General features: G+C 32.9%; 24 protein-coding genes and 2 pseudogenes. 9 read left to right on the forward strand and 17 right to left on the reverse strand.

Annotated elements, in window-relative coordinates:
• The 5 genes from AZF08_RS32245 to AZF08_RS31445 all read right to left on the reverse strand — a co-directional run.
• The coding region (locus AZF08_RS32245; protein WP_407639490.1) for an aminotransferase class I/II-fold pyridoxal phosphate-dependent enzyme at positions 1 to 430 on the reverse strand (430 nt) is incomplete at its 3' end.
• A gap of 221 nt (positions 431 to 651) precedes the next feature.
• Positions 652 to 825, reverse strand: coding sequence for an EamA family transporter (locus AZF08_RS32250; RefSeq protein ID WP_161486799.1), 174 nt, complete (start codon positions 823 to 825; stop codon positions 652 to 654).
• A gap of 311 nt (positions 826 to 1,136) precedes the next feature.
• A complete protein-coding gene (locus AZF08_RS19875; RefSeq protein ID WP_033673695.1) occupies positions 1,137 to 1,823 on the reverse strand; it encodes an alanyl-tRNA editing protein in 687 nt (228 codons plus the stop codon).
• A 62-nt stretch (positions 1,824 to 1,885) separates the two neighbouring features.
• Positions 1,886 to 2,248, reverse strand: coding sequence for a hypothetical protein (locus tag AZF08_RS31440; RefSeq protein WP_167332917.1), 363 nt, complete (start codon positions 2,246 to 2,248; stop codon positions 1,886 to 1,888).
• Positions 2,249 to 2,285: 37 nt separating this feature from the next.
• Positions 2,286 to 2,648 carry a GHMP family kinase ATP-binding protein gene (locus AZF08_RS31445; protein ID WP_167332916.1) on the reverse strand — a complete coding sequence of 121 codons (363 nt, stop codon included), beginning with the start codon at positions 2,646 to 2,648 and terminating at the stop codon, positions 2,286 to 2,288.
• Between the two features lie 461 nt (positions 2,649 to 3,109).
• On the opposite strand from AZF08_RS31445, the gene AZF08_RS31450 reads away from it, so the two are divergent.
• Positions 3,110 to 3,319, forward strand: a complete 210-nt coding sequence (locus AZF08_RS31450; protein ID WP_033673694.1) for a 2-dehydropantoate 2-reductase N-terminal domain-containing protein — start codon at positions 3,110 to 3,112, stop codon at positions 3,317 to 3,319.
• Between the two features lie 72 nt (positions 3,320 to 3,391).
• A pseudogene (locus tag AZF08_RS30860) lies at positions 3,392 to 3,577 on the forward strand (IS3 family transposase); the annotation flags it as partial.
• A 202-nt stretch (positions 3,578 to 3,779) separates the two neighbouring features.
• Here AZF08_RS30860 and AZF08_RS19895 read toward each other — a convergent pair.
• Entirely contained in the window at positions 3,780 to 4,583 is an 804-nt protein-coding gene (locus AZF08_RS19895) for a DMT family transporter (protein ID WP_235190027.1), read from the reverse strand.
• Between the two features lie 1,454 nt (positions 4,584 to 6,037).
• Complete coding sequence (locus AZF08_RS19900) at positions 6,038 to 6,394, reverse strand: pyridoxal-phosphate dependent enzyme (protein WP_051725664.1); 357 nt, start codon at positions 6,392 to 6,394, stop codon at positions 6,038 to 6,040.
• A 263-nt stretch (positions 6,395 to 6,657) separates the two neighbouring features.
• On the opposite strand from AZF08_RS19900, the pseudogene AZF08_RS19905 reads away from it, so the two are divergent.
• Positions 6,658 to 6,834, forward strand: a pseudogene (locus AZF08_RS19905) (acetylglutamate kinase); the annotation flags it as partial.
• Between the two features lie 448 nt (positions 6,835 to 7,282).
• Here the strand turns inward: AZF08_RS19905 and AZF08_RS19910 are convergent.
• The 4 genes from AZF08_RS19910 to AZF08_RS19925 are packed head-to-tail and all read right to left on the reverse strand — an operon-like array spanning position 7,283 to position 9,177.
• Positions 7,283 to 7,714 carry a GNAT family N-acetyltransferase gene (locus tag AZF08_RS19910; RefSeq protein ID WP_033673692.1) on the reverse strand — a complete coding sequence of 144 codons (432 nt, stop codon included), beginning with the start codon at positions 7,712 to 7,714 and terminating at the stop codon, positions 7,283 to 7,285.
• Between the two features lie 4 nt (positions 7,715 to 7,718).
• Positions 7,719 to 8,093: a cupin gene (locus AZF08_RS19915; protein WP_033673691.1), complete on the reverse strand. Its 375-nt coding sequence runs from the start codon at positions 8,091 to 8,093 to the stop codon at positions 7,719 to 7,721.
• 25 nt (positions 8,094 to 8,118) lie between these two features.
• Positions 8,119 to 8,604, reverse strand: coding sequence for a GNAT family N-acetyltransferase (locus tag AZF08_RS19920; RefSeq protein WP_033673690.1), 486 nt, complete (start codon positions 8,602 to 8,604; stop codon positions 8,119 to 8,121).
• A 6-nt stretch (positions 8,605 to 8,610) separates the two neighbouring features.
• Positions 8,611 to 9,177 carry a GNAT family N-acetyltransferase gene (locus AZF08_RS19925; protein WP_033673689.1) on the reverse strand — a complete coding sequence of 189 codons (567 nt, stop codon included), beginning with the start codon at positions 9,175 to 9,177 and terminating at the stop codon, positions 8,611 to 8,613.
• Between the two features lie 130 nt (positions 9,178 to 9,307).
• On the opposite strand from AZF08_RS19925, the gene AZF08_RS19930 reads away from it, so the two are divergent.
• The 3 genes from AZF08_RS19930 to AZF08_RS19940 all read left to right on the forward strand — a co-directional run bounded on the left by AZF08_RS19930 (position 9,308) and on the right by AZF08_RS19940 (position 11,692).
• Positions 9,308 to 10,210, forward strand: a complete 903-nt coding sequence (locus tag AZF08_RS19930) for an ABC transporter permease subunit (protein ID WP_033673688.1) — start codon at positions 9,308 to 9,310, stop codon at positions 10,208 to 10,210.
• A complete protein-coding gene (locus AZF08_RS19935) occupies positions 10,207 to 11,247 on the forward strand; it encodes an ABC transporter permease subunit (protein WP_033673687.1) in 1,041 nt (346 codons plus the stop codon). The genes AZF08_RS19930 and AZF08_RS19935 overlap by 4 nt, the downstream gene beginning before the upstream one ends.
• Before the next feature lie 187 nt (positions 11,248 to 11,434).
• The gene (locus tag AZF08_RS19940; RefSeq protein WP_235190026.1) at positions 11,435 to 11,692 is read left to right on the forward strand and encodes a MazG nucleotide pyrophosphohydrolase domain-containing protein; all 258 of its coding nucleotides are present in this window, start codon (positions 11,435 to 11,437) and stop codon (positions 11,690 to 11,692) included.
• Positions 11,693 to 11,712: 20 nt separating this feature from the next.
• On the opposite strand, the gene AZF08_RS19945 is transcribed toward AZF08_RS19940, so the two are convergent.
• On the reverse strand, positions 11,713 to 12,138 hold the full coding sequence (locus AZF08_RS19945; protein ID WP_033673686.1) for a GNAT family N-acetyltransferase: 426 nt from the start codon (positions 12,136 to 12,138) through the stop codon (positions 11,713 to 11,715).
• A gap of 131 nt (positions 12,139 to 12,269) precedes the next feature.
• Here AZF08_RS19945 and pdxR point away from each other — a divergent pair, with 131 nt between their 5' ends.
• Positions 12,270 to 13,670 carry a MocR-like pyridoxine biosynthesis transcription factor PdxR gene (gene pdxR / locus AZF08_RS19950; RefSeq protein ID WP_033673685.1) on the forward strand — a complete coding sequence of 467 codons (1,401 nt, stop codon included), beginning with the start codon at positions 12,270 to 12,272 and terminating at the stop codon, positions 13,668 to 13,670.
• Positions 13,671 to 13,719: 49 nt separating this feature from the next.
• Here the strand turns inward: pdxR and AZF08_RS19955 are convergent, their stop codons facing one another.
• The 4 genes from AZF08_RS19955 to AZF08_RS19970 all read right to left on the reverse strand — a co-directional run bounded on the left by AZF08_RS19955 (position 13,720) and on the right by AZF08_RS19970 (position 18,428).
• Positions 13,720 to 14,577, reverse strand: coding sequence for a YitT family protein (locus AZF08_RS19955; protein WP_033673684.1), 858 nt, complete (start codon positions 14,575 to 14,577; stop codon positions 13,720 to 13,722).
• A gap of 337 nt (positions 14,578 to 14,914) precedes the next feature.
• Complete coding sequence (locus tag AZF08_RS19960) at positions 14,915 to 16,129, reverse strand: macrolide family glycosyltransferase (protein ID WP_033673683.1); 1,215 nt, start codon at positions 16,127 to 16,129, stop codon at positions 14,915 to 14,917.
• 77 nt (positions 16,130 to 16,206) lie between these two features.
• Positions 16,207 to 17,409 carry a macrolide family glycosyltransferase gene (locus AZF08_RS19965; RefSeq protein ID WP_033673682.1) on the reverse strand — a complete coding sequence of 401 codons (1,203 nt, stop codon included), beginning with the start codon at positions 17,407 to 17,409 and terminating at the stop codon, positions 16,207 to 16,209.
• A gap of 212 nt (positions 17,410 to 17,621) precedes the next feature.
• Positions 17,622 to 18,428: an NPP1 family protein gene (locus AZF08_RS19970; RefSeq protein WP_033673681.1), complete on the reverse strand. Its 807-nt coding sequence runs from the start codon at positions 18,426 to 18,428 to the stop codon at positions 17,622 to 17,624.
• Positions 18,429 to 18,839: 411 nt separating this feature from the next.
• Here AZF08_RS19970 and AZF08_RS19975 point away from each other — a divergent pair, with 411 nt between their 5' ends.
• Positions 18,840 to 19,715, forward strand: a complete 876-nt coding sequence (locus tag AZF08_RS19975) for a phosphotransferase (protein ID WP_033673680.1) — start codon at positions 18,840 to 18,842, stop codon at positions 19,713 to 19,715.
• 23 nt (positions 19,716 to 19,738) lie between these two features.
• A complete protein-coding gene (locus AZF08_RS19980) occupies positions 19,739 to 20,608 on the forward strand; it encodes a GNAT family N-acetyltransferase (protein ID WP_033673679.1) in 870 nt (289 codons plus the stop codon).
• A gap of 51 nt (positions 20,609 to 20,659) precedes the next feature.
• Here AZF08_RS19980 and alr read toward each other — a convergent pair whose 3' ends face one another.
• Positions 20,660 to 21,835, reverse strand: coding sequence for an alanine racemase (alr, locus tag AZF08_RS19985; protein ID WP_033673678.1), 1,176 nt, complete (start codon positions 21,833 to 21,835; stop codon positions 20,660 to 20,662).
• Positions 21,836 to 21,954 lie beyond the last annotated feature (119 nt).

Raw genomic sequence — 21,954 nt, forward strand, 5'->3', positions numbered from 1 at the left:
GTGAATAAAATAATTCAGATTTCAATGAGGAATGAAAAGATTCTATTACGGCATTATCATGGCAGTTTCCTTTACGGGACATGCTTGTGGTAATGCCATTTTCTAAAATGAGATTATTCGTTACTAATTTTCTATTTTGTTGAATCACTACATCATAGAACGGGTGATATACAGGGGATTGAATAATTACTTTATCCCCTGGTTTAGTTAAGCAAGAAATCAGAATACTTAACGCTGTTACTATTCCTGGAGAATATGTTATCCATTCTTTTTTTACTACCCATTTATGTCTCTTTTTCAACCAATCGATTATGGCCATATAATAAGAATCTGGTATTATTGTATATCCGTAAACTCCAGATGCTGCTCTATTGACAAGTGCAGTAATCACTGCCGGTGGTGACATAAAATCCATATCAGCTACCCACATCGGTAAAATATCTTCCGTTCCAAAAAGACTTTTAGACTGATCCCATTTATATGATGCTGTATAAAATCTATTGATTTATTGGTCAAAATCAAGTTTCATAAAATTTTTCCTTTCAAGTCATCTAGCTTTTGAGTAATTCTAAATTAGATACCTTATTCTCTTGTAAACTAGCATAAGACCAAGAAGTAACTGTCGTTCCATAAGGAACTTTTTTAGGTCGTTCAGGCAGAATCTGAAGAAAATAGTAAATACAGCCCTAGGAAGACTAGCACAATAAAATGTATAGTTCGTAAATTCAAACCTTCCTTTAAAAAGAAAAAGCCTAATATCACCATAAAAGCTGGAGCTGTATAATATGCCAAAATTACATTTGTAACAGTAGTTAATTTCAACACTTCAAAAAAATCACCCAATTTATGATATAAAACAGAGACATAAGGCCAACAAGAGCATATTGTTTTACTGAGTTAAGTTTTAAATTCCTAATCGAAGAAGTAAACAGTAATAGTACTAATATAGATAAAGCTGCAAAGAAAACTCGACAAAAAGTAATTGTTATAGATGGTAAAGCGATACTTTGTACGAATAAACCAATGAACCCCTAATAATTGCCGAGAGGGCGACACTCATCGTACCTATCCCTTTCACTATCTTCCTAAAAGGCAATGCTGAAGCTTTCCCTAGATTATTCAAATTAATCTCTCTCTCAAATTTTTAAATATATACGCTCCAAACTTTTCCCTCTCGAGTTCCTTATTACAGAGATTTCTCCAATATCCCCGGTTTGTCTTACATGCGTACCACCACAAGGGATATGCATATCGCCACAAATCCAATTTATTGCCTCTGGTTCCTCATCTAGAGGGATGTTTGGGATTGGAAGATTCCTTTTAATTATTAAATTTGCAAGCTTCTCTACTTCATCTAGTCCTTCACGATCAAGACGTTTATCAGGACTATAGAAGTCAAATCGAGCTCTGTCTTCTGCAATATGACACCCTTTAACATACATCTCTCCAAACACTTTAAATGTATAATAGTAAACAAGATGTGCAGCAGAGTGCATTCTCATCAATATGTGTCGCCTTTCCCAGTTAATTTTCGCTTGAACTTTCATTCCAACATGTAACTCTTTTACCGGATCTTTTAAGATATGTGCTACTTCTGAACCAACCTTAATTATTGGGAAATCAGAATGATAAAACAGGTTTCCTCCAGTCTTTTGTGTATCAATTACTTCATTCCCTGCAATCCACCCTTGATCGCCAAGCTGTCCTCCACCTTCTGGGTAAAAAACAGTTTGATCTAAAAAAATTTTATTTCCATCTATTCTTGTTATTGTAGCATTACATTCTTGAAGGTAAGGATCTTCTAGATACAATTTTCGAACCATGTTATACACCTCATTTTGCTTATATATTTTTCTCAAATTCTTCTTTCAAGATATTAACTTCTTTAAGAGTTGCTTCTGGAAACAACATCTTGATACGTTTTTGTATTTTCAATTTTCAAACAACCATCGGCATCAAATAATAAAGAAAGAATTGAACCACTATGGGCTACCGATATTCCATAAGCACCCAATTCAGGTAAAATATCAATAATATCATTCAACTCTCTTTTATAATGCCTACGTTGATTTACCTGAGCACTTATTGTAGTAGCACGCCCCAATAGTTCAATATCTTGGCTTTTAATTCCACGAGTTGCTAAATCATAAGCTTCCAAAATTTGTTTCATCTCATTAGACGTATAAGGTACCCTCTTAAAACTAACTGTATCTACAGCATCACCATTATCAATAATGATCAAACGCATCGACATCAAAGGTCCTATATCTTCAAGCAACCTACCTTTAAAAAAAATCATATACTACCGATGATTGATACATTACACCATCAGATGGTTCAATAGCGGTACAAATATTTGATATTTCCCAACATGCAATAGGATAGTTACACAAATTTGAAATAGCTCGACAAACTGCTACAATGTCAGCTGTACTACTAGCCATCCCTTTCCCTTCAATTAATTCTGATTCAACTTTAATTGTAATTCCTAAATTCTTATCAATTATTCCCAAAACTTTCAATGAGTTTAATAGTATTTCTGCAGCTTTTGCAGCTTTAGTTTTATAACTAGGGGTTATAATTATCTTTCCCCCACTTACAAATTTCGCTTCAGCGTGAGCGTATAGAGGTATAGGAAATGTAATCATAAAATTTTGGTTATTAACGCAACCTTAAACAAGCTCTCCACACGTTCCGAAAGCGCTTCCGATACCTGTTGCAAAGTTATTTTTATTTACAGTCAAATTCTTTTCCCTACTTATAATCATTTATATCTCCTCCTCTCATTTTTTGAGTCAGATTTATTGGAAATTTATTCATTTTCGTATTATAATTTTATATTTACGATTAGTTTTATGTCAATTATTTACCAATAATAAAAATCGATATATATTTCAGAATATTCCACCTCCTATAAACACCACCTCTTAGATTATATAGAATTATAATACTAATGGATCTAACCGTTTAAATAATATTTGTGTTGTATACAATATAACTTCTATGCTTTATATTCAGAATAAATATATAAATAACTAATTATATGACAAAATAAAAACTTGACTTTTTTTACAATATACTTTTTGAAAAATAAAAAGAAGGTATTAATATGCGATTTTTAATAGTAGGAGCAGGAGTAATTGGTGGATACTTTGGCGGACGTCTAATTCAAAAAGGAGTTTCTTTAGTACTTGTTGAACAGCGTATACTTGGTAGATTAAAACAAACCATTGAAAGTTTTGAAATACAAGAGAACATGGTACACAAAAAGAAAATAAAAAATAACATTCTGCTTCAACAGAAAGCTCTAGAAAAGTAAGAAAAACAACTTAACGACTTACAAAAACAAAAAAAGCACTTTCATAACTTGCTAGAGAAGGGTATATACAATATTGAAAATTTTTTCGGTATCATGGTATCCGAATTTCTGTATCGAAAAGAATTTGAAAGTACGGAACATTTTAAGCAAGAACTAGAAAAATATATAGAATACTATAATCATAAAAGAATTAAGACAAAACTAAAAGGCATGCGTTCGGTACAATACCAAGCCCATGCCCAAGAAGTTGCCTTATGAAATGACCTGTCTAACTTTTTAGGGTCACTTCAAAATAGATTGATCAAAATGGTTCTTTCTTATCAATTTAGTGTTCTATTTTTTTAATTTGCTTATTTATGCTAGTATCAGAATAAGAACTGAGATACTCCTTTTTTAATCTTTAAAAACCTTGAGACCAAAAGGTTCAAAATTATGAATTTTATTTAACCTGATAAATATATTATTTCTTTTGCATTTTCACTACATAAACTCCAATTAGAGAAATTAGCATTCCTATTCCCTCCACTATTGTAAGCTTCTGAGCGAAAATAAACCATGCATATATTGCAGCTACGATTGGTTGTAGTAAAACTAATATTGAGGATAGTACAACATTAACTTTACCCAAACAAAAACTAAGTAACCCTTGTCCTAAAATTTGCGAAAAAATAGCTAAACCTATTAAAGGTAGCCATTCTGAAGAACTGCTTGGGAAATAAATTCCTTCAGTAAAAATCATAGAAATAAAAATTGTTATTGAACTTCCAAAAGCACTCACAAACATAATAGTACTAGCGGTTACTCTTTCTCGCACTTTATATACTGTCAATAAAAATAATGCATAGAAAAAAGAAGTTAAAAAAGCTAACATGTCTCCAAATAAATTGTCCATTGTTATTACTGCTTTACCGCTAACTAAAATAAATACCCCAGATAATGTAATTATCGCTCCTATAAAAAATTTAAGTGTTATTTTTTCTTTAAAAATAAAAAATGAAAATGGAATAATTACTAAGGGTACTAAATTAGCTAATAAATTAGCATTTGCAACACTAGTATAATAAAAAGATATATTCCATAAAATTAAATCACCTGCTAAAAACACACCTGCTAAAAGCATTAATGAGATATCTTTTTTTGAAACTTTTCTAATTTCCTTCCATACAAACGGTAATAAAAGAGGGATAGAAATCAATACGCGATAAAAACCTGTATTAATCGGTGGTAATTCACTTATTTTAACAAAAATACCACCTGTAGCCAAAAACAAACTGATACAAATACTAATAATATATATTTCGTTTCATTATTTCTTATCATTTTTTTCTCCTACTGTAACCGCTAAATAAAAATGAGCACTTTTTCCAATAGAAAGTGCATTTTGGGGAGTGGCAAGCATAATAGCCAACTTTAACTAAGCAAGATTCCACAGTACATCTAGCTTCATGGATCATAATCTCGCTCTTTAAATTTTTAAGTTAGGTAACAAAATGCTTGAACTTACTTACAATAAGATTTCCATTATTGATTAACAAAAAGTGTTCAAAGTTATTAAGGGGTTACGCCTATTTTCTATTAAGTTATTTTTTAGCATTTTTATTCAAGAAATCTCCATCTTCTAAATGTGCAGGACGTAGCCCAATGAAAAGTGGAGATGAATTGGCTTTTTGTATAGTAAAGCATGCACTTTTATCCTATAATCTACTTATGAAAGATTACTTTAATCAGTGGTTATATAGGGTTGAATGGACAAACCAAAATGCGAAAACCAAGCTTATCCTTCCGCTCATAAAGTAACTAAGGTAACAAAAAAGCTTCCATTCGTTGGACATCTAAGAAAGGAACTTTCCGAAGTAACGCTCTGCAGGATGAAAGATTACTTTCGTGATAGAACTGAGAAGCTCTCACCTTTAGGCGAGATATAAGTCGTAGGTAGTTCACTCATAATACATATCAAAAGGTAGTTCTTCTAAGGTGAATGTTACTATTACTCTCTCTGCATTACATCCCCATAAATTCTAACAAACCTACCAATCCCCACTTTATTCCCAATTCGGGGATACCTTGTTCCATTTTTATTATTAGCTATATTTCTCGAGCCTATTATTATATTTTGCAGGAAATAGTAATTATCTGCTATCGATACTGTTTCTCCAATCACAGTACCAATACCATGATCTAGGAACAAAGGTGTTACCAATATCTGCTGATGGATGAATTTCAATTCCTGTATTCGATTTAGTTATTCCCAATATTTTTTAGCCAAAAGTATGTCATAATTTTTGACAAGAATATTTGATAATCAATACATCATTACAGTTTGATAGGAGAAATAAGATTCCATTATATACATAAGTATTACTATAGGAGCTAGGAGATCTTTTTGAGAAAATGTAATTAAATCTCCATACACTTTATAACAACTATTAACTCATCCTCTGCTCTCATATTAATTTTAAACTTAGCTAATACATCCGTTATTCTTTCATTTAACTTAATCTCCTTTTTTGATATAATTTATCAACATAAACTTCCTTTTTAATAATTATTAGTTACTTTTGGTAGTACTTTAAATAACACCGTCCACTGTCCGGTGCACTAGTAACTATACTTTTATCAATATCTGAATTTTTAGATATTCCAACAAAACTTAGATGTTATCGCAAGAAGAAATACCAACAAATATTCCTTGTCTACTTGCTAGATAATCTTTAAAGATCATTGCTTATTCGTAATACTTATCATTGAATCAATAATCTTTTTATCGAAAAAATCTGATATTCTCCCTACTGCATTAGCTTGAATCTTATGTAGGACAAATTTTTCATTTAATATATCATCCTCCTCTGGCTGGATCCAAATACTCTTCGTGTTACGATTTAGTTCTTTTAAAAGTTTTCCGCATCCCATAATTGTTCCGCCGCTGCCGATTGACGCTACAAATATATCAACATTCCCCTGCAATTGATTAAAAATCTTTCTCCTAGTTCTTATATAATGCGCTTTAGGATTTGATGGATTAGAAAATTGATCTAAACATATTAAATTCTTCCAATTTAGCATATATTGCTCCATACTCTTCTCCATAAATATTATCTAGCTTTATAAGTAGCCACATGTCAGCATTAAATAATCACCATCCTATAAAAAATATGAATTTAATTTCAAAAATTACAAATCCTTCTTGAATTATATATATAATTACATTTTTTTCAATGTATGAAAACTTGATAAAATTTAAAATATTTTAATATAATTTGAATCATTATCTTCATAAACAAAGACAAACCCTTTATCCTTAAGAGGTAGGTTCTTTCCCCTGAGGTTCAAACTCGGTGTTTAGGAAAATGTTTTATGAACACCTAGCATTGACTAAATCTGAAGCAGTAGCCATTCTAAGTAAAGATTATCAAGCAGGTGTTCAATTGTATGACAAAATTGAGAAGGAAGCTTTAGAAATGGCGGATACACTTACTGAAGGAATAATAAAGCAATTTCCTCAACTATTTCAATAAAGTAAAGGTTTAATCAGTAGGAATTGCTTCTTCCCTCACCTAACTTTTTTCTTTCTCTACATTTTGAGATAAGATTCTTATTGTCCACGAATATCAGGGATAAAAAAGAACCGATTCTATCAAAGAATCGGTTTAGCTTTCGTCACCGTATACTCACCAATACTTTGCTTGCTAAAGCGTATTCCGAGTTAGCAGTTATATCTTATAATATGGTGAAAATAACAAATACCAAATATCAAAAAGAAGTCAAGGAAAAGTTAAATTCCCTCTCAATTACACTTCCCTTCCCTACACATATTCTTTAATCCCTTGTTCAAAAGCTCGTTTATCACGATTTAGAACACCAAATAATAAGCCGATTGCACTTGTAACTCAAGATATACTTCTTGTAAATAAACAACATAATCATTTCCCCTCTTCATCTTTCCTCTCCTCCTTCAAGCTACTTTTATTGCTTTAAGGTCATAACTACTTGCCTCTCAACAAACCCAAATTCTCTATACATCTCTTTTGCGAAATTTCCAGCAAATACGTTTAAACGTATTTCTTTATACTTTTCTTGCAATTTATCAATCCCTGCTTTCATTAGTTTTCGTGATAATCCTTTTCCTCGATGCTCAGGAAAAATATATAACTCATAAATAAATCCTATTTCTTCCCCGGAAAAATAGTCTGTATTCTCTCCAAGTAGAATCCATCCCGCTATGTCATTTTCTTGTTTTACAACTAAGTAGTATGCTCCTTTTTCTAATAAAGGCTGTGTAATTTCAATAGCTTTTTCTTGGCTTAATTGACACGTTTCTCTCGTTCCTTCAAAGAGTGACTGTGCTGTAAATGACAATATTTGTTGTACTTCGCCTTTATTTGCTTTTTGAATCATCCCATTATCCTCCTATTCCTTCTATTTCCACAATCGGCATTCGAATATTACTTTCTAGGTTCTCTGATTCAATTACAATCACCATAAGTCCTGTTTCCGTACTTGTCTCATGAAATTCCCCTTTATCCCAAAACACAGCATGTCCCGATTGTACTTTCACTTTCTTCTTATCCGCACCGCAAACATATCCTTCTCCCTCTACAATAAGAAGCAACTGTGGAACAACAGCTTCATGATATCCAATCATTCCTTTTGGCTGTAAATGCATACATCCAATATGTATATTCCCTTGATGTTTTACTATTTTAGACATTGTAAAACTGGATTGGAACGCTGATATGTAATTCCCTACCTTTTCACTAAAATCAAATATCTTTATCTTTTGTCCTCCTCGTTCATTTGCTTTATATATGTAAAACCATTCTTATTGTTTGCAACTTATGTCCTTCAAAGTCCTCTTCAAATTGCTCTAAAGCTGCAAAACCTTTCGCTTCATAAAATCGTTTTCCTTTTTCATTTTCTGCCTCTACGTAAATATAGATTTTTTGAACATCTTCTAAGAGAGTAATACCTCTTTGTAATAAAGCTGTACCTATCCCTTTTTCTTGATGCTCTGGCAATAAGTAAATTGCTCCTAATTCTGCTTCATTTTGATGCTTTACAGGTGAAAAATTTGCAAAACCAATTATTTTCTCATCTATTTCTGCTACAAATAAATGCGAATTTTCTAGTCGATACTTCATCTTTACACCTGAATACGCTTGCTCCAAAAATTTATCCTGTATTGTTTTTGGGATGATCCCCTCATATGTATCATGCCAAGCTACTTTCGCCACTTCTTGTACATCGTTAATGTCTGCTTCTTTCATTTCTCTAATTATATATGTCATCTCACTTCACTCCTTGAATTCTCTTAGTGCTTCCCATTCTTCACGAGTCATTCCCATTCGGATAGAATCATAATATGTCCCATTATAGTACCGACATTTTCGCATTCTACCTTCTAACTGCATACCAATTTTTTCAGCGACTTTTATCATTCTTTCATTTCCGGACCACGTCGTTAATCCAACTCTACCAATCTCTAGTTTTTCAAATAATAAATCTTTATATAATCGCAAAGCTTCTGTTCCGTAACCACCATTCCAATATGTCGGGTCATAAATCGTAACCCCTATTTCTAGCCAACGTGACGCCTTATATTCCCAATAGAAACCAACCGTTCCAATTATTTCGCCGTCCGTTTCAATAATAAGTTGAGATAAGGGTTCCTCTCCTAACTTATATTGTAAACTCTCCTTATACACCGGATATTCTTGAATAGAAAATGGAAAATATGGTGCATCCCACTTTTTCCATTCAGGATTTTCCTCTTTATATATTTGTGAATATAAAGAATTTATATCTTTCTCTTCTATCTCTCTTACTATCACTTTTTTGCCTTGTAAATATATATGTTCCATACTTCCTCCTATACTATTAAATCGAATATTAGAATTTTATACACTTCAAACATTATATGCTTTTCTGAAAAATCAAACAACACCCCGCGTTTTATTGTATAATAATGTAAAAAGATAACGGAGGGGTTTAATGTTAAACAAAATATCTCAATTTGTGATAAAACTTTCATCTATCGTTCTATCACTCTTACTATTATTGAATCTACCTTATTTATTTGTTAGTCAAGGGGGATTTACCTTTCAACCTATTCAATTTTTCAAACAGGTTTTTACCATGCTAAAAGAAGTTTTCTCGCTTCAATCTCTTATGATTCTTACACCGGGATCAGGTTTCGGAAGCTTTAAAAAAACGCCTTTATTCCCAACAGTTTTTGATCCTTATATATATTCTTTTACTATTTTATTTGCTGCTTTTTGTCTTGCTCTCTTTGCCTCATCCAGCATGGCATTTTTCTATTTTTTAGCAAAGAATTCTATAAAAAAATGGATTGCTAGATTCGTTTTCATATTAGAAGCTATCCCTGATATGATGATAATGATTTGTTTACAAATACTGTTCATTTGGATCCTTAATCACTTCGGAGAATCTCCTGTCAAAATTATGTCTTTTAATGAGAATCGTGCTTATTTACTCCCTATTTTGTCTTTAGCTGTTTTACCTACATTACAAATGTTTAGGATGATGGTTTTATACATAAAAGAAGAACATGAAAAACATTATGTAGAAGTTGCTTATGGCAAAGGACTTTCATCAAGTTACATACTGTGTATTCATTTATTTAAAAATATATCTATTCATTTCTTCCACCATTTAAAAACAATTTTTGTTTTCCTACTTTCTAATTTATTCGTTTTGGAATTTGTTTTTAATATGCAGGGGATTATTCAATTTTTATTTTGGATAGGAAAATTTTCTACTTCCGGTACATTTATCTTACTTATCATGATTGTATTGCCGTTTTATATCATCTTCCAAATGACCTCTCTTATGATGAATAAATGGCAAAAACAAATAAAAGGAGAAGCTCTATGAAATCGATTTGGAAATCAAAACGCTTTTTAATTGGATTCATTTATCTTACAGTACTTGTTTCAGCCAGTTTTATTTATAGTTGGTTCTTTAAAGATGATATTCCAAAAGCCCCTCTGTTACTTTACAATGACAATAATGAACTGATTGGAAAAGCACCATTTTCGCCATCTCTAATGCCTCCATTTGGTTCCGATCGTTTTGGAGAATCTATTTCCTTACAAATTTTAGAAGGTGCGAAATTCACAATTTTATTTGCTGTTACAATTAGTTTATTTCGTATTTTATGCGGAACATGTATAGGTATCCTATTAAGTTTATATGCTGCAAAGTTCAAAAAATATTTCCAAGCATGCTCAGAAATATTTTATTATATCCCAACTGTATTTATCGCATTCATACTCATAATACCGGTTAATGTTGCAATCACATCAAATGCTGACAGGCTAAGTCCAAATACTCCATTCGCACTTTACCAAGCAATCATACTCATTTTTGTTGCCCTACCTACAATTTCTTTATATATTTCCTCCGAAATTGACCAATTTATGCATAGGGATTATATATTGAGCTCACAATTAATGGGTGCAAGCCGTTTTCATATTATACAGAAACACTTACGTGTCTTATTACTCGACCGATTATTTGTTTTATTTATGGAGCATGTTGTTCAGACTCTTATACTTATGATCCACTTGTCATTACTTCACATTGTTATTGGCGGGATACAGCTGAAAGAAATGGATGCTGATGAATACAAACCTGTTTCGCTTTCGAATGATTGGGCAGGCCTTATTGGGCTAAACCGTTATGAAATGAATCTTTCATTGTGGATTATTTTTTATACACTCGTCGCATTCTTTGTTACTATTCTTTTCATCAAACTCATGACAACTGGGATTCAGGGTGCACTCAAAACAAGAAGTTCGCAATCTCTAGCAGTGCGACCAGTTCAGGATCAAAAAACATTTGTAAAAAATAAAGATTCTTTTTCATTTGCTTCTTCAGAAGAAAGAAAACCTCCTTCGCTACATTTGTAAACATGTCATTGTACTTATACAAAATGAAAACAATCTACTATTCTATGCTTTTTATATCATTCTGGGAGGAATTTATTTAAAAAAAGTTCAAGAAGTATATCAACGGTTTCAAGAGGACATGGGCTGAAATCATAACGATCAGAGAGACGAATTTCAAATAAGCAAAGAATTTCTCTTATACACTCACATGTTACTGACAACCGAGATTGCAGAAGTTGCTGAGGAGTTCCGGACACTCTTTTACAAAACAGAGCAACTAAAAAAAGAAGGTGTTCCCGAACAGGAAGCATATGTTCAAGCGAAAACAGCAATCCGTGAAAACCTTGGGAAAGAACTTGCAGATTGCTTAGCTTATTTGTGTAAACTAGCAAATTTTTTCGAATTTAACTTAGAGGATGAACTTAGTAAAAAATTAGAGGAAGTACAAACTCGAAACCAAAAATAAAGAAGAGGTCTCCCTCTTCTTTATTTCAGTTTCTTATAAAATGAATAACTCACTTTATCATATCCTTCTCTTTCATAAAAACGATGAGCATCTACACGCGGAAAAGCTGATGTCAGAGCGATACACGTACAACCTTGTTCTTCTCCCCATCTTTCTATATATGATAATAACGCTTCACCATATCCCTTTGATCGATGAGCTTCTGCTGTTACAAGGTCATATACAAAAACGTGTTTCTTATTATAAAAATTCGTACACACTGTTACACCAGCAAGACTAACAGCTTCACCTTCATTATTAAATAATGAAAACAGTTGGTAACTCTCTTCTTTCATTTGATGAAATAAAGATTGTGTTTCTCCTTTTGTAAGTGCAGTGCGTAATTCTTGTAAAACGGGTAATACTGCATTTAATTCCTCTTCTGTTTTTATTTCTCTAACATCCATCACTAATCTCTCCTTGACTATTTATATAATTTTCTAAATGTTATATCATTAGTATAAAAACAAACTGCCCTTTCCTTAAGTGACAGTTCACCTCTTTTTTATAAGGCCAGTTTTTAAGGAGAGCATAGCGAATGGATTTCATTATTCCGTTACAATTAGAAAGTCAAACACCTATTTATATACAAATTTATGACCACATGAAACAAGAAATCTTAAAGGGAACTCTTCCTGCTAAGACACGTCTTCCTTCTCACCGAAATTTAGCATTACAACTTGGAGTTAGTCGCATTACAGTCGAATCGGCTTATCAACAATTATCTGCCGAAGGATATGTGGAGAGTAAACCAAAACGCGGTATATTTGTTACTGAAGTAGATATAGATGTTATACCAAGCAAACAACAAGCACTATCTTATCCATTTGATAAAACACAAAAAGAACTAATTCATTTTGATTGTAGTCAAGGAAACATCGATCAAGCAGTCTTTCCGCTCTCAAATTGGAAAAGATCCTTACAAGAATGTTTACTACAATATGAAAATGATTTATTTACAAAAGAAGATCCTCAAGGAGAATATGTACTTCGCACTCACATTGCGAAATATTTGTATCATGCTCGCGGCGTCCACTCTTCGCCTGATCAAATCATTATCGGCGCTGGTACACAGCCGCTTCTTTGGTTACTACTTCAATTACTTGGACAGCAAAAGTCATATGCAATAGAGAACCCTGGATTTCATCGTATAAAAGCTATTATTCAAAGCTCTGGGCGTCCTATTCAACCTATTCCATTAGATGAAAAAGGAATTAACATTTCAGCTCTATACAATAGCGATGCCAGCGTTGCATATGTTACGCCTTCGCATCAATTTCCATACGGTATGATTATGCCATTATCACGTAGGCTAGAATTATTAAAATGGGCAAATGATCGCTCTAGCTATATTATTGAAGATGATTACGACGGGGAATTTCGCTACGTCGGAAAACCTATTCCCTCCTTACAGGGGCTTGATACAAATGAACGTGTTATTTACATGGGGACTTTTTCAAAATCATTTTTACCCTCGTTAAGAATGGGTTATATCGTTCTTCCTAATCACCTTTTAGATACTTATACAGAACTTGGCGGCATTTTTAAACAAACCGTTTCCAAAATGCAACAGCTAGCCTTTGCTAACTTTATTCAAAAAGGAGATTGGGATCGACACTTAAACCGTGTTCGTACATTATATAAGAAAAAGCATTACAAATTAGTGAAATCACTTTTAAGTCAAATGGGGGCCAAAGTTGATATACTCGGAGATCAATCTGGACTTCACATTGTATTACATGTTCATAACGGCATGAACGAACAAGAACTCATTCAATCAGCTGCCAATAAACATGTAAAGCTTTATCCCCTATCCATTTACGATTCAGTAAATGACTTACAAAAAGAATCTTATATACTATTAGGATTCGGAGGGATACCAGAAGACTCAATCGAAACGGTTGTATATTTATTAAAAGAAGCTTGGTTTTCTAAATGAAAACTGCTCCCCGTAAATCTATTTACAGGGAGCAGTTTTATTTACATGCCTATTCGTTTGATGTTTGCCCTGAACGTGATGAGATTCCTGGACGTTTCACACCAGTTGTTTCCGTTGAGTATGAAGCTTCAATTATGGCACTTGAATCTACAGAGAGAACGAGATCTTTCATCTTCGGATAAATAAATCGGTTTGTAATACAATATATGATTCTCTGATGCTCTCCCAAAAAACCACCTTCTCCATGTAGATACGTAACTGAAAGTTGCAATTCCTTCATAAGAAGTTCACCAATTTCTTTATTCTTACCAGAAATAATCATGACACTCTTTCCTTGATTAATGCCATCTAGAATAAAGTCAATCATCTTCGTAACAATATAGAAAATTGCTAACGAGAACATCGCTTGCTCGATTGAAAACAAAATAGCGACAAATATGAAAATAACCGCATTTACAGCAAGTAAAAATGTACTAATCGGTACTTTAAAATGTTTGTTCATCCAGACCGCTAACATTTCCGATCCATCAATTGCACCGCCCATTTTTACAACAATTCCAACACCAACTCCGAATAATACTCCGCCATACAGCACAATTAGTAATTCAGACGTTGTAATAGCTGGAAATGGCTTTAAGTAAATTAAACCGAGCGTTGTTACAATATTTGCATATGACGTACGGATAAAGAACTTTTTCCCCATGACTTTTGCTGTGAACAATAGTATGGGAATATTAATCCCTAAGAACACACCATAAAGCGGCAATCCAGCGACTTTATTCGCCATGATTGCAATGGCTGTAACTCCACCGTCTACTAGTCCGTTTGGTGCTAAAATAAGCTCCAGTGAACCAGCTACAATAATTGATCCAATTGTTAGTAAAACATATTCAAATATCCTTTTCATTGATTACCCCCAAAACAGATATATTTTCTTAGTATTATCATACCGAAAATTCTTTATTTTTGCAAAGAACTTACTTTATTTACACAAATTAGACATTATTTTAGGAATTTTTATGTAACCTTTCTAAATTTTAATACAACAAAAACACACTTTTTGTTGAAGTGTGTTTTTGTTGTATTCATTTTCTATTTATCCCACATTAATGGACAGTAATTCCTTTCACCTCAAGACTCAGAGAGAAGTGAGGAAAATATGTGGGGGTACTGCCCGTAAAAGCCCGATTCGTGAGGACTTTCCATCAGTAAGAGCTGAAGCCCCCACTGATGGAAGTTTCACTTTATTTTTGAAGAGCACTAGATAAAACTTCTCTTTTAAAATTAAATATTTCATCTACTGCTTTCTTATAACCTCCCGCTTTACGTAGACTCAGACCAATTGTTTTACTTCCCTCTTTATAAACTTGATTATTAAGTATATGGCTTACTGTTTCTCGCAATACATTCGATGTGACATTTTCATAATCTAAAATCACACCAGCATTTAATTCTTGGACACGTTTTGCTACAAAAGGTTGATCATTTGTAATTGGTAACACAATAAGAGGTGTATCATAATAAAGTCCTTCACTTACGCTATTCATGCCACCATGTGTTATAAACAAATTCGTATATTTTAAAACTTCTAGTTGAGGAACATAGGGACGAACAATAAAATTAGATGGAATATTCGTAAGTTTCCTTACATTTGTTTCCTTACCAACAGAAATTACAACAACCCCATCAAATTCTTCTAGCGCATGAAAACATGTGTTATATAGTTCTGGTTGTTGATTCAACTCTGTTCCCATTGAAAGATAAATAACATCTTTTCCTTCTAACTTATGAAATGGAAAATCTATTGCCTCCTGACGTGTAATGATGGAGGGACCTACAAATTTAAAATTGTGGTTAAACTGATCTGCATATGGCTGAAAATATTTCGAAGTAAAAACTAATGTCATGTCACTTTCATAATGAAAAAGCTGTTCAAGAGAATCCATATCTAATTCATGGCGATCACATATTCTACATAAAACCCCCAGACATTTCTTATATACAGGTGAAGTGGTATCCAAATTTCTTTTTTGCACGGGTAAACTTTCCCATATCCCCTTATTCATTGCAAATGTTGTACAAGAAGCTATTGTTGGTAATTGTAATATTTCAGTTAAAAATCTTCCTAACAAAAAATGTTGATCATAAATGATATAATCAAACTTTTCACGGTTAATTTCTTCTAAAAGAAAGGGAAGTGCCTTTTCAGTTGCATTTAGAAATCTATATATCATTTGTAACGGATCAAACATATCCTTCATTCTGCTATTTAAACGAATCTCGTTCAAATGATTCCTATAGTTTCGAAATCGAACACCTGTATTTAGTAACTTTGAACGATATTCTTCTTCACAATAGTAAATAACTTCTTCTCCTCTATTAACTAATTCTTTCACAAGACCCACTGTAGGATTAATATGACCCTCTGCTGGAAAATTAATTACAAGTGCTTTTGACATAAAAATCACTCCATTTTCTATATATTTTCATTAGAGTAGATTTCTAGTTGTCACTTTATATTTTCTAATTGAAAGTACTATTTATGTGTGAAAGTTGAAGTGAATGTTACAATTTCATCAACTGCTCTTTTATATCCACCCGCCGCTTGTAAAGATTCCCCTATTTCACGACTACTTTCCTTAAAGCTCTTATCCTCCAGTACTTTTTCTACTGCTTCACGCAACATTTCAGCAGTCAACTTTGTACGATTCAACTGAATCCCTGCCCTTAATTCCTCGACTCGTTTTGCTACGAATGGCTGATCCCCCGTAACTGGAATTACAACTAAGGGGACCCCATAATATAACGCTTCACTAGAACTATTCATTCCCCCGTGTGTAATAAATACGTCTGTATGTTGGAGTATTTCTAATTGTGGTACATAATTATATATCTTAAAATTCGCTGGAGTTTCTTCAAATTGACTTATATTTATTTTTTTACCAACTACTAACACGACTGTTGCATCTATATCTTGAAATGCTTCAAAACATTTTTCATATAGTTCTGGTTGTTGATTAAAGATTGTCCCCATTGAAATGAGAATAACTTGCTTCTTTTTTAGATCTTCCATTGGAAAACTTCCTACATCGTTACGCGTCGCAATTGAAGGACCAACAAATTTAAAAGATTCATCAAATATATGTGAATAAGGTTGGTATTGTTTTGATGTATATACAATGGTAATATCTCCTGGATGATTCATAATATCAAATAAACTATTACATCTAATTCCATATTTCTCTTCCCATTTTTTCATTCCTACTACACAAGACTGATACAATGGGGAACTTTCATCTATTTTTCTAGGCTCGGTGTTATCATGAAAAGATATATCATTATTAAAAGCAAAAGTCGTACACGAAGAGATTTTCGGTAACTGTAAGACATTAGCAAGAATGTATCCTACCGCAAAATGATTATCATAAATCATATAATCATATTGTTCTTTTTTTATTTCCTCTAGAATATCACTCACAATACGATCTGTAGCTTCAATCATTTTTGACAACATCTCCAAAGGACTGTTTCCTTGGTTGATTCGACTCATTATATTTATTTGTGGAAGAAAGTTTTCATATACCCGAAATTCAGCACCCGCTGCTTCAATTTTATTTCTATAATCCTCAATACAATACGAAACAACTTTTTCTCCTCTTTGTATTAATTCACTTATAACTGCTAATGTTGGATTGATATGCCCTTCTCCAGGAAAATGAATTACAAGAACTTTCGCCATAATAATCTCTCCTTTCCTAACCATTAACATAGTTAACTTAATAATTAATTTTATTAATGATTTGACATTCATTATATATGAAAATCTATTAACTTTTTATATATTCAGCTTAATTTTATTATTGAGAAATATTTTTCTTCATTCCCTCATCCCTATACTTTTATAATTAAAATCCTACTTGTATACAAGTAGGATTTTAATTATAAAAGTTATTACGGAAGTGGAGGGTTATTCCATTCCTGTCTTTTCCAAGGTGCATCACGCGAGTCAACGTATTCATTAGAATTCAAACCATATGCAGGGTCCCCATAGTAAAAAATATCCGGTATAGTAGAATACGGCTGTACTCCATTCAAACTATCATTATTATAAATAACCCATTTTTGTACAGAGTCCTCTCCTGCATCTAGTCTACCATTATTTTTCGATATTTCCCCATTATAACAAATTTGTACACCATCTTCTGATTGCCATTTCATGGCGTGGGACCCTCCATCTACTCCAATCAGTAGATGTCCATTATCTTTAGGTATCTCTGACCAAGTCTTTATTTTATAGCCGTTATGATTAGAAATTAATACATGTGTTGGTTTATCATTTTTCAAGTATACAAAATATTTCTCCCAATCATGTTCATGATTATTTATCCAATCATTATCAGCATAATATAGCCAATACTGATATACATCATATTCTCCCTTTTTAATCATATGAAAATAAACAGCAGGTCTTTGATCATTGGGTCCTCTATTAACCCAACCTGTTGATCCTGTTCCTGATATCGAGTTTCCAATTTTAAACCGAATAAGGTTTTCTTTATTATGTTCAATGTCCTTATCGTAAGATTGAAATTCAAAGGCTTGTGGAAAATTCTGTTCTCCTGAATCAAACCAGTCTATCCCATCAAATTGCAGCGTCGCTAAATAATCTGCTGGTTGGTGACTCGCTTCTGCGGGAGCTACGAATAGAAAGCAACAAATAGCACTTAAGCAAATACATGTCTCTAGTTTTTTGAGCATAATCTATTACTACTTTAGATGCATGAAAGTAGGTCTTTCCTCCTCTTATTTTCATTATATAGTTTCAGTTTTCGCATCCTTTTTACTAAAATCATATTTTTCTTCATAAAAACAAATTCAAGATCTCTAGCTAAGTTCCTACTGAATCAGATTTAATAATCTATTAAAAAGATTGAAAAAAACTTTTTGGATTATTCTTATAAAAATAGAGAAATCCAATTTTTATATAGTCCCAACCCCCAGTTGTTTCCTCACTTTTTTCAAATAAACACTCAACTTTTAGCAATTTTTATATTATTGATCCCCCTCATTACAATATCCATATTTATCTAATTTAGAAATTATTCGCTATTTATTTCTTACTATGTTATATAATGAATTTATTAAATTCACAGAAAAAGGAGAATCTTCATGTTCCAACAACTATTCACCTCTCCTATTCTATCTATAGACACCTTACATCCAGGTTACGAAGATCATGCAAGTGACGTCTGGCTCGTAAAAATAGAAAATGAAGAAGTCGTCGTTCGATCTTCTAAGATGAAAGAAGAACCTAACAATGATTTTTGGTGGGGATGTAAACAACTATTTGGGATTGATCCAAGAAATGTGCATAATTTAGAAACAATACACAAACTATTGCAAGAACATACAGCACTTCCTATCCCAACTATCTTACAGAAACATATACTAGACCGCGAATATGTTGTCGTTGAGAAGTTAAAGGGCCAAGTACTCAAATCATTTATCGGACAACCGGATTCTGTTTTACATAGCTTTGGGAAAGGGTTAGCACAAATTCATACTTTTAAAGCAAATTTTGTAGGAAATCCAGCTAAAACTACTCAAGTTCCCCTTCATCAATTTCAGCACCATATAACCGAAGTAAGTAGACAACTTGTAGAGAAGTTTCATTTTAATAATTCAAAAATACGCACAGCATTTGAAGTGTTCCAAGCACAGATCCAATCACTACCTACACCGCAGGAAACAACACTCGTTTTAATTGATATGGATCCAACTCAATTTCTAACAGATGGCCTAGTAATTACTGGACTAGTTGATACAGAAGCCTATGCCATTGCACCAAGAGAACTTGATTTCATCGGCCTAGAATACGTATTTACAAAGAAAGAAGCCCATGCTTTCCGAAAAGGTTACGAAACCATTATACCTATTCCAAATTTACAGCAATGTAGAGCGCCTTACCGCTATTTATATCGATTACTATCCGTTCAAGGAAGTGTTGATTTAGAGGAATGGTTACAACACCCAATTTACTTTTAAAATACTCTTAAGGAGATTACAATATGCTGATTCAAAAGAAGAAAACATTAACAACGGCTGAAATCCAGCAGATCATAGATTTAGCCGATGTTTGTAAGTTAAGTGATGGCATCGACTATCCAACAGATTTACATGTCAATATTCTTACACACCGGAAAAAAAATCAGCTAAACGATTTTCTTTTTTATAACAATGAACAATTAATCGGCTTGTTAAGTATGTATGAATTTGAAAGACCAACGAAACTTGAGTTAACAGGCTTCGTACACCCTCATTTCAGAAAACAAAAAGTAGGAAGTACTCTTTTACAGACAGCGATGGAAGAAATTCAAAAACGAGATGTTGATGAAGTCTTACTTATCATAAACGGGTCATCAACATCAGGAAGAGAATTTGCTGAAAAAGCCAAATTACCATACTTGTATAGTGAGTACAGTATGGAATTTCAGTTAGATACAGAACAAACGACAGGACAAAAAAATACGCTTGAGCTTATTCCTGCATCTACAGAAACATTCCCTACTTTATTAGAAATCTCTAGTAAAGCTTTTGGAGACTCATTCACAAACACATCCGCATGGTTACAAAAAATGATTTCATCACCTACTCGCTTAGTCTATATTTCTCTCATTAATAAACAGCCAGTAGGGACCATTACAGTGAACAAGCAAAAAGAATTTACTTCCTTATCCGGATTTGCTGTACATCCTTCTCATCAAGGAAAAGGGTATGGAAAAAGCATGTTACAATCCATCGTACATCAGTTATTAGCTGAAGGACATAAGAAGATTGAATTAGAAGTTGAAACAAAAAACACTAATGCTCTTAAGCTTTATACACAATGCGGATTTGAAGTTACTACAAAATATGATTATTATAATTTATTAAAATAAGTAAAACAAAAAGGGCTGAATCATCACATCATGATTCAGCCCTTTTTTCATTTACTTTTTTCTTAATATATTTACAACAGCAGTCGTTTCACCATTTTCTTTATAAACGCGCGGAATTCTTCGATCTAGCATACAAGTCACTTCATAGTTAATTGTACCAAGTAAATCTGCAATTTCCTCTACAGGAATTTCTTCCTCACCTTGTTTACCGTAGAAAACTACTTCATCTCCTACATGTACAGGCATCGCTTTCGTAACATCTAACATTAATTGATCCATACAAACGCGGCCAAGAACTGGTACACGAATTCCATTCACTAACGCATGCCCTTTATTAGATAATTGACGATTATAACCATCTGCATAGCCAATCGGAACAGTCGCAATCCATTCCTCACCAGTTGTTACATACGTATTTCCATAACTTACACCACGATCTTGTTTCGAGTGCTTAATATGAGCCACTTTCGACTTTAATGACAATATTGGCTGCAAAGATACAACTGTATGATCTACTTCTCTTGAAGGGTACATGCCGTAAATCCCAATCCCAACACGAACCATATTTTGAAATGTATTGCTAAGTTCCATTGATCCAGCACTATTTGAACTATGGATGTACGGAAGATGAACTCCCATGTCTTTCGCTGTATTTACAGCTTTCTCAAATAAACTCGTTTGCATATTTGTATATGTTTTATCAATTTCATCAGCTGTAGAGTAATGGGTAAACATACCTTCTACTTCTATACACTTCATGTTTTTTAGTTCTTCTAAAAACGGCACGACTTCCTCTTCTTGTAAACCAATACGGCTCATTCCTGTATCGATTTTCACTTGAATACGTGCTTTCTTTTCAAATCGCTTAGCGATTTCATTGATACCTTTTAAATCTTCTATTCTATATACCGTCATCATAATATCATACCTAATAGCATCTTCAGCTGCTTCCACTGGTGTATAGCCTAAAACTAAAATTGGCACTGTAACTCCTGCCTCGCGCAGTTCGATACCTTCATCCACAAATGCAACAGCAAGTTGATTAATTCCAGCTTCAATTGCTGCTTTTGCAACTTCAACTGATCCATGGCCATACCCATTGGCTTTTACAGCTGCCATCATTATAATATTTTCATCGTTTACACGTTTTTTAAATTCTCTCACGTTATGTTTTACAGTATCTAAATTCACTTCAACAATTGTATCTCTTCCATATCTCGAACTCATCGGTCTAAACTCCTAACTCAATAATTGCTTGCCATTCTATTTCTCGTTTAATATGACCTTTTACAATATAATACTTTTCATTTTTCTAGTCAAACTACTAGAATTTTCGGAATTTTTAA

It is taken from the genome of Bacillus gaemokensis (assembly GCF_001590835.1).
GTDB lineage: Bacteria > Bacillota > Bacilli > Bacillales > Bacillaceae_G > Bacillus_A > Bacillus_A gaemokensis.

Coding starts and splice junctions, on each gene's coding strand:
- AZF08_RS19910 (WP_033673692.1), bottom strand. CDS start 7,714: ATGATTCAAAAAGCAAATAAAGGCGAAGTACAACAAATATTGTCATTT.
- AZF08_RS31440 (WP_167332917.1), bottom strand. CDS start 2,248: ATGCGTTTGATCATTATTGATAATGGTGATGCTGTAGATACAGTTAGT.
- AZF08_RS19960 (WP_033673683.1), bottom strand. CDS start 16,129: ATGTCAAAAGCACTTGTAATTAATTTTCCAGCAGAGGGTCATATTAAT.
- AZF08_RS19900 (WP_051725664.1), bottom strand. CDS start 6,394: ATGGAGCAATATATGCTAAATTGGAAGAATTTAATATGTTTAGATCAA.
- AZF08_RS19970 (WP_033673681.1), bottom strand. CDS start 18,428: ATGCTCAAAAAACTAGAGACATGTATTTGCTTAAGTGCTATTTGTTGC.
- AZF08_RS19935 (WP_033673687.1), top strand. CDS start 10,207: ATGAAATCGATTTGGAAATCAAAACGCTTTTTAATTGGATTCATTTAT.
- AZF08_RS19940 (WP_235190026.1), top strand. CDS start 11,435: ATGTTACTGACAACCGAGATTGCAGAAGTTGCTGAGGAGTTCCGGACA.
- AZF08_RS19930 (WP_033673688.1), top strand. CDS start 9,308: ATGTTAAACAAAATATCTCAATTTGTGATAAAACTTTCATCTATCGTT.
- AZF08_RS31445 (WP_167332916.1), bottom strand. CDS start 2,648: ATGATTACATTTCCTATACCTCTATACGCTCACGCTGAAGCGAAATTT.
- AZF08_RS19925 (WP_033673689.1), bottom strand. CDS start 9,177: ATGGAACATATATATTTACAAGGCAAAAAAGTGATAGTAAGAGAGATA.
- pdxR (WP_033673685.1), top strand. CDS start 12,270: ATGGATTTCATTATTCCGTTACAATTAGAAAGTCAAACACCTATTTAT.
- AZF08_RS19955 (WP_033673684.1), bottom strand. CDS start 14,577: ATGAAAAGGATATTTGAATATGTTTTACTAACAATTGGATCAATTATT.
- AZF08_RS19980 (WP_033673679.1), top strand. CDS start 19,739: ATGCTGATTCAAAAGAAGAAAACATTAACAACGGCTGAAATCCAGCAG.
- AZF08_RS19975 (WP_033673680.1), top strand. CDS start 18,840: ATGTTCCAACAACTATTCACCTCTCCTATTCTATCTATAGACACCTTA.
- AZF08_RS19875 (WP_033673695.1), bottom strand. CDS start 1,823: ATGGTTCGAAAATTGTATCTAGAAGATCCTTACCTTCAAGAATGTAAT.
- AZF08_RS19920 (WP_033673690.1), bottom strand. CDS start 8,604: ATGACATATATAATTAGAGAAATGAAAGAAGCAGACATTAACGATGTA.
- AZF08_RS19945 (WP_033673686.1), bottom strand. CDS start 12,138: ATGGATGTTAGAGAAATAAAAACAGAAGAGGAATTAAATGCAGTATTA.
- AZF08_RS19965 (WP_033673682.1), bottom strand. CDS start 17,409: ATGGCGAAAGTTCTTGTAATTCATTTTCCTGGAGAAGGGCATATCAAT.
- alr (WP_033673678.1), bottom strand. CDS start 21,835: ATGAGTTCGAGATATGGAAGAGATACAATTGTTGAAGTGAATTTAGAT.
- AZF08_RS31450 (WP_033673694.1), top strand. CDS start 3,110: ATGCGATTTTTAATAGTAGGAGCAGGAGTAATTGGTGGATACTTTGGC.